Raw genomic sequence first — 6687 nt, 5'->3', positions numbered from 1 at the left:
GGAGCGCATGAGCACACCGTGGCCTTGCAGGGCCCAGTGGGTGGCGGCGCTGCCATCGTTGGTGCTGAGCATCCCGCGCACCTTCACCGTCTCTTGCCGCTCCCCCTGGCGCAGGTGCCAGGTGCCATAGGTTTCATCACTCTCGCGGATCACGATGCACTGGTGGGCCAGCAGGTCCGCCGGCTGGGCTGGCTCGCCCGCTCCTGCCAGGTAGGCGGGTGCCGCGCACAGGACGCGCTGGTTGGCCAGAAGCCGGCGCGCGGTGAGGCGCGAGTCGGGCAAATCCCCAAAACGCACGGCCGCATCGAAGCCTTGCTCCACCAGATTCACCGGCCGGTCGGTGAGGTGCAGTTGAACTTCCACCTCGGGGTAAGCCCGCGCAAAGGCCGACAGGGCCGGTGCAATGTGCACGCGACCAAAGCCCAGCGTGGCGGCCAGCTTGATGAGTCCGCGCGGGGAACTGCGTGCGCCCGCCACGGTGCGCTCCAGCGCCTCCAGGTCGCTCAGGATGCGGGCGCCGTCCAGCAAATAGGTTTCGCCCTCGGGTGTCAAACCGATGCGGCGGGTGGTTCGGTGCAGCAGGCGCACGCCCAGGCGATGCTCCAGTTGCGCCAGGCGCCGACTGACGGCCGGAGGCGTGATACCCATCTGCTGAGCGGCAGCGGCCAGGCTGCCTTCTTTCATCAGCAGGGCAAAAAAGCGCAGGTCTGAAAATCCGTCCATGCCGGGCAATTCGTGCGTTTGATTTATGAATGAAGTGATTTTGAATGACTTTATGCGTTTTTCAATCACCCATAAGATGACTTCAAATAACGCAGCACCCTCACCAGGAGACAATTCCCATGAAGCACACCCCTGTTTGGCCCTCCCTGACCCGTCGCATGGCGGCCACCGCCGCGCTTGCGCTGCTTTCCACCGCCGCCCTGGCGCAGGCTTATCCGACCAAGGCCATTAAGCTGGTGGTGCCCTATGCGCCCGGTGGCAGTGCCGACATTGCCGCACGCCTGGTGAGTGATGAATGGGGCAAGGCGCTGGGTGGCTCGATGTTCATTGAGAACAAGGGTGGCGCGGGCGGCAACATCGGGGTGGACATGGTGGCCAAGGCCGCGCCCGATGGCTACACGATTGGTTTGCAGACCGTTTCCCTGGCCATCAACCCCGCGCTCACGGCCAAGATGCCGTACGACACCCTTAAGGACCTGGCCCCGATCGGCCTGGTGGCCAGTTCGCAGCATGTGCTGGTGGTCAACAACAGTCTGCCGGCAAAGAACATCAAGGAGCTGGTGGCGCTGCTCAAGGCGGAGCCTGGCAAGTATTCCTACGGCTCGGCCGGGGCGGGCAGCACCTTCCACATGTCGGCCGAGCTGTTCAAGGCAGTGGCCGGCGTGCCCATCGTGCACATCCCCTACCGGGGCGGCGGCCCGGCGATGTTCGACACCATGTCGGGCCAGGTGGCGCTGAGTTTTCCCGTGCTATCGGCGGCACAACCGCATGTGCAGGCGGGCAAATTGCGCGCGTTGGGCGTGACAGGCGCCAAGCGCTCGGCCCAGATGCCCGATGTGCCCACCATTGCCGAGGCGGGCCTGCCCAACTATTCGTTTGAAACCTGGTTCATCGTGTTCGCTCCAGCGGGCACGCCCAAACCCGTCATTGACAAGCTCAACACCGCACTGAACCAAGCGCTCGGCACTGTGGCGCTGAAAGAGCGCATGACCAAGGACGGCTTCGACCCCATGCCTTCCACCCCAGAGCAAGCCCGCGCGCGGTTGGAGAAGGAAATGCCCCGGTGGGCCAAGCTCATCAAGGAGCGCGGTATCACTACCGAGTGATAAGCCTCGCCTCGCGACTGAAGCACGTTATCTGCAATGACCGGCTCATCTCTGTTTCCTGGATTTGCCCCGCAGCGCATACCCACGCCGGACGGCCAGCACATCCAGGCGCTGGTGGGTGGCAACGGCCCGCCCTTGCTGCTGCTGCATGGGCATCCGCAGACCTCGGCCCTCTGGCACAAGGTGACGCCTGCACTGGCACGGCATTTCACGCTGGTGCTGGCCGACCTGCGTGGGTATGGCGACTCGGCCAAGCCCGAAGGTGATGCGGACCACGCCAACTACAGCAAGCGCACGATGGCCGCCGATATGCGGGCTGTGATGCAACATCTAGGCCACGCTCGCTTTGCGGTGCTGGCACACGACCGGGGTGCGCGCGTGGCGCACCGGTTGGCGGCAGACCACCCTGCGGCCGTGCAGCGCATGGTGCTCTTGGATATTGCGCCCACGCTGGCCATGTACGAGCAGACCGGCAATGCGTTTGCCCGCGCCTACTGGCATTGGTTCTTCCTGATCCAGCCCGCACCGCTGCCCGAGCGCCTGATCGAGGCCGACCCTGCTGCGTATGTTCACGACGTGATGGGCCGGCGCAGCGCGGGCCTGGCCCCGTTCGATCCACGGGCGCTGGCCGAGTACACGCGCTGCCTGGCGCTGCCGGGCACAGCCCATGGCATCTGTGAGGACTACCGCGCCGCTGCCGGCATTGACCTTTTGCACGACCGCGCTGATCGCGATGCGGGCCGGCAGCTGGGCATGCCGCTGCTGGTCCTGTGGGGCGAGCAGGGAGTGGTGCAGCAGTGCTTCACGCCGCTGACCGAGTGGCAACGCGTGGCGGCCGACGTGCGCGGACATGCCTTGCCCTGCGGTCACTACATCGCCGAAGAGGCACCCGACGCCCTACTGGCAGCCGCCTTGCCCTTCTTGCTGGAAACCAACGCATGACCCATTCCCCAATACCCCGCCAAACCCTTTACCAAAAATTGGTGGCATCGCACACGGTCGCGGCGCTGGACGAGCAGAACGTGCTGCTGTTCTGCGACCTGCACCTGATGAACGAATACACCAGTCCACAGGCCTTTGCAGGCCTGCACGAAGCCGGGCGCGGCGTGCCCGTTCCGGGCCAGAACGTGGCGGTGGTGAGCCACATCATTCCCACGCACCCGATGCGCTACCGCATCATTCAGGACCCTCCGTCTGCGCTGCAGGCAAGCAACCTGAAGTCCAACTGCGAACGGCACCACATCCCGCTGTTCGACATCAATGACCCGCTGCAAGGCATAGAGCACGTGGTCGCGCCCGAGCATGGCATGGTGCGCCCGGGCATGGTCATCATCTGCGGCGACAGCCATACCACAACCTACGGTGCGCTGGGCGCGCTGGGGTTTGGCATTGGCACGTCCGAGGTGGAACATGTGCTGGCCACGCAGACCCTGGTGTACCGGCTGGCGCAAGACATGCGCATCCGCGTGGACGGCGTGCTGCCCACGGGCACGACCGCCAAGGATTTGATCCTCCTGATCATCAGCCGCATCGGCGCCCAGGGCGCGCGCGGCTATTCAGTGGAGTTCTGCGGCAGCGCGATCAGCGCGCTGTCGGTGGAGGCGCGCTTCACCCTGTGCAACATGGCGGTGGAGGCAGGGGCGCGCGGCGCGCTGATTGCGCCGGACCGCACCGCCATCGACTACGTGCTGGCCCGCACCCCCGACATCACAGGCGATCTGCGTGACCGTGCACTGGCGCAGTGGGCCACCCTGCACAGTGATGCCGATGCCGTGTTTGAGGTGGAGCACCGCTTTGACGCGAGTGAGGTGGCTCCTTTTGTCACCTGGGGCACCAGTCCCGACCAGGCCATGGCCATCAACGCCACCGTGCCGCAACCCGCCAGCATGGCCGATGCCGTGCAGCGCAGCAGTGCCGAGCAGGCCCTGCGCTACACCGCGCTCAACGCCGGGCAGGCGCTGCAGGGCGTGGCGGTGCAGCATGTGTTCATCGGCTCGTGCACCAATGCGCGCATCGAAGACCTGCGCGAAGTGGCCAAGGTGGTGGGCACGCGCCATGTGGCGCCAGGCGTGCGCGCCATGGTCGTGCCCGGCTCGGGCGCCGTGAAGGCACAGGCCGAGGCCGAGGGCATCGCCAGCCTGCTGCAGGCCGCGGGCTTTGAATGGCGCCAGCCGGGTTGTTCGATGTGCCTGGCCATGAACGACGACGTGCTGCCCCCCGGCCAGCGCTGCGCATCGACCACCAACCGCAACTTCGAAGGCCGCCAGGGGCGGGGCGCGATCACGCACCTCATGAGCCCGGCCATGGCGGCAGCGGCGGCCGTCACCGGCTGTATCACCGATGTGCGCACCCTGGAGACTTTTCACGCATGACCGACTCCCCCGTTACCCGCACGGACCACGCCGTGCTGCGTGGCCACGCCGCCGTGCTGGCCACGCCCAACCTCGACACCGACCAGATCATGCCCAAGCAATTTTTGCGCGGCATCGACAAATCGGGCCTGGCACCGGGCCTGCTGTACGACCTGCGCTTTGACGGCGCAGGACAGCCGCGCCCGGACTTTGTGCTCAACCAGTCCGCCTTTGCGGCGGTGGATGTGCTGATTGCGGGCTCCAACTACGGCTGCGGCTCCAGTCGCGAGCATGCCGTGTGGGGCATGCAACAATATGGCTTCAAAGCCGTCGTGGCATCGAGCTTTGGCGAGATCTTTTATTCCAACGCCCTCAACAACCGCCTGCTGCTGGCCATGGTGCCCGAAGCCGATGTACAGGCCTTCATGCACGAAGCAGCCCCGCTGTCCGGTCCCTTGGCGCTGGAGATTGATGTACAGCGCCGCGTGGTGCGCAGTGCGCAACACCAGGCCAGCTTCACGCTGTCAGACCGGCACCAGCGCATGTTCTTGCAGGGGCTGGACGTGATCGGTGCGTCGCTCTCGTACACCGACCAGATCAACGCCTTTGCGGCACAGCACTGGGCGGCACAGCCTTGGGTGAAGGACGTGGCACGGGCGACGCGGGAGCGGCTGTCAGCCCTGGCGCAACCCTAGTCTTTGGAGGGGCACCAGACATGCCTCGATCAAGGATTTTCTCCCTCTCATTGTGTGGAAGCGAAGGGGAGCATGTGCCGGCTGTATGCGCTTTGGTCAGAAATGGCCGAAAGCCGATTCGTGGTTGCGGTAGCAGGTCAGGCTTCCTAGCACCCGACCACATAGCCCTGATGACCAGCAACTGGCTCTTGAACCTTTCACCGAATGCGTACCACACCGCCTGCACCAGCAGGTATGCGAACGCCAGCTGGATGGCCGGCCTCCTTGCAAGTGGATCATTCGGCAAGAAGCTGATCGTGCCAATACGCAACTGCACGCCATTGACCACGCAGCCGGCTGCGTACACGGAATAAAGGTCGGGGCCGGCGTTTTGCCTGTACCGGGGCAGCGCTTGAAACCCTGCCTTCAAGGTTCGGTGCCCATGGATGGGACCGGCGCCTGCGTCCTGAATTTTTCGTGCCGCCCCTGGCGCATGCCGGAAGCCGGTCATTCCTTCCGGCGCGCAGAAATCGGGTATCTTGAGCCGCTTTCACCGCCTGCTCCTGCCCCCTCCCTTCCGCTCTCATGAACCCCGACGCGCACCTTCTCTGGAAAGCCCCCCGCTGGGCCCTGGCCGCCCTGCTGGCGGTGCTGGGCATGCTCGGTCCGTTCTCCATCGACACCTACCTGCCTGCGTTCTCGGGCATGGCGCACACCCTGGGCGCTTCACCGATCGAGATGCAACAGACGCTCTCGGCGTACCTGTTCGGCTTTGCATTCATGAACCTGTTCCATGGCGCACTGGCCGACAGCTTTGGTCGCCGGCCTGTGGTGCTGTGGGGCATTGCCATGTTCACACTGGCGTCGGCCGGTTGCGCGCTGTCCCAAACCGTGGGCCAGCTGGTGGTGTTCCGCGCGCTGCAGGGACTGTCCACCGGCGCAGGCATTGTGGTGTCACGCGCCGTCATCCGCGATATGTTTGCGCCCGCGCAGGCCCAAAAGGTCATGAGCCAGGTCACCATTTACTTCGGCGTGGCACCCGCCATCGCGCCGATGGTGGGGGGCTGGCTGTATATGCACGCCGGTTGGCACAGCATCTTCTGGTTCCTGACGCTGGTCGGGGTCGCGCTGTGGATCGCCAACTTTCGCCTTCTGCCAGAAACATTGCATGCGGAGCATCGCCAGCCTCTGAGTGTGAAACACCTGATGCGCGGCTACTGGCAGTTGGGGTCCAGCCCGCGCTTCGTGCTGCTCGCGCTGGCCAGCGGCGTGCCGTTCAACGGCATGTTTTTATACGTGCTGGCGGCCCCGGCCTTTCTGGGAGAGCACCTGGGGTTGCAGCCCACGCAGTTCTTCTGGTTCTTCATGATGACCATCTCGGGCATCATGAGCGGCGCCTGGCTCAGTGGCCGCCTGGCCGGCCGGATCGCCCCCAAGCGCCAGATCCGCCATGGCTTTGTGATCATGCTCACGGTTTCCCTCCTCAACCTGGCGGCCAACCTGCTGCTGCCCGTGCACGTGTCGTGGGCGCTGTTTCCCATCGCGGTTTTTTCGTTCGGCTGGGCACTGATGGTGCCTGTGGTGACCTTGCTGGTGCTGGACCTGTACCCCGAGAGGCGCGGCATGGCATCGTCCCTACAGGCGTTTGTGGGCTCGGTGGCCAACGGGCTGGTCGCTGGCGTGCTCGTGCCCCTGGTCATGCATTCGACGGTGCTGCTGGCCTTTGCCTCGATGGCATTGATGTGGATTGGCCTGGCCGCCTGGATCTACCTGCATCACCGCTGGCCCGAGATCGGCCGGACGGCCCACCCCACCTGAAGCCCATGGCCTTGC

6 protein-coding genes are annotated in these 6687 nt (G+C 65.1%); 5 read left to right on the top strand and 1 reads right to left on the bottom strand.

The annotated features are described in order from the left end of the window. A partial coding sequence (locus tag B2J86_RS05715) for a LysR family transcriptional regulator (protein WP_173024928.1) occupies positions 1-723 on the bottom strand: 723 nt, incomplete at its 3' end. 119 nt (positions 724-842) lie between these two features. Here B2J86_RS05715 and B2J86_RS05710 point away from each other — a divergent pair. From B2J86_RS05710 to B2J86_RS05690, 5 genes are all read left to right on the top strand, one after another. Next, entirely contained in the window at positions 843-1829 is a 987-nt protein-coding gene (locus B2J86_RS05710) for a tripartite tricarboxylate transporter substrate binding protein (RefSeq protein WP_169167606.1), read from the top strand. A 36-nt stretch (positions 1830-1865) separates the two neighbouring features. Further along, positions 1866-2771 (top strand): alpha/beta fold hydrolase, encoded by a 906-nt coding sequence (locus B2J86_RS05705; RefSeq protein ID WP_173024927.1) that lies wholly within the window; start codon positions 1866-1868, stop codon positions 2769-2771. Beyond that, the gene (leuC, locus tag B2J86_RS05700; RefSeq protein WP_173024926.1) at positions 2768-4201 is read left to right on the top strand and encodes a 3-isopropylmalate dehydratase large subunit; all 1434 of its coding nucleotides are present in this window, start codon (positions 2768-2770) and stop codon (positions 4199-4201) included. Before B2J86_RS05705 ends, leuC begins: the two co-directional genes overlap by 4 nt. Continuing rightward, positions 4198-4875, top strand: coding sequence for a 3-isopropylmalate dehydratase small subunit (gene leuD / locus B2J86_RS05695; protein WP_173024925.1), 678 nt, complete (start codon positions 4198-4200; stop codon positions 4873-4875). The genes leuC and leuD overlap by 4 nt, the downstream gene beginning before the upstream one ends. A 564-nt stretch (positions 4876-5439) precedes the next feature. Next, positions 5440-6672, top strand: a complete 1233-nt coding sequence (locus tag B2J86_RS05690) for a multidrug effflux MFS transporter (protein WP_173024924.1) — start codon at positions 5440-5442, stop codon at positions 6670-6672. The last annotated feature ends 15 nt before the right edge of the window (positions 6673-6687 follow it).

It is taken from the genome of Acidovorax sp. SRB_14 (assembly GCF_012932145.1).
Lineage (GTDB): Bacteria > Pseudomonadota > Gammaproteobacteria > Burkholderiales > Burkholderiaceae_C > Simplicispira.
Note: the sequence above shows the minus strand (reverse complement) of the source record. Positions and strands in the feature narration are given on the sequence as shown.

Excerpts from the sequence above, each read along its gene's own strand:
- B2J86_RS05710 (WP_169167606.1), top strand. The coding sequence starts at position 843 with ATGAAGCACACCCCTGTTTGGCCCTCCCTGACCCGTCGCATGGCGGCC.
- leuC (WP_173024926.1), top strand. The coding sequence starts at position 2,768 with ATGACCCATTCCCCAATACCCCGCCAAACCCTTTACCAAAAATTGGTG.
- leuD (WP_173024925.1), top strand. The coding sequence starts at position 4,198 with ATGACCGACTCCCCCGTTACCCGCACGGACCACGCCGTGCTGCGTGGC.
- B2J86_RS05705 (WP_173024927.1), top strand. The coding sequence starts at position 1,866 with ATGACCGGCTCATCTCTGTTTCCTGGATTTGCCCCGCAGCGCATACCC.
- B2J86_RS05690 (WP_173024924.1), top strand. The coding sequence starts at position 5,440 with ATGAACCCCGACGCGCACCTTCTCTGGAAAGCCCCCCGCTGGGCCCTG.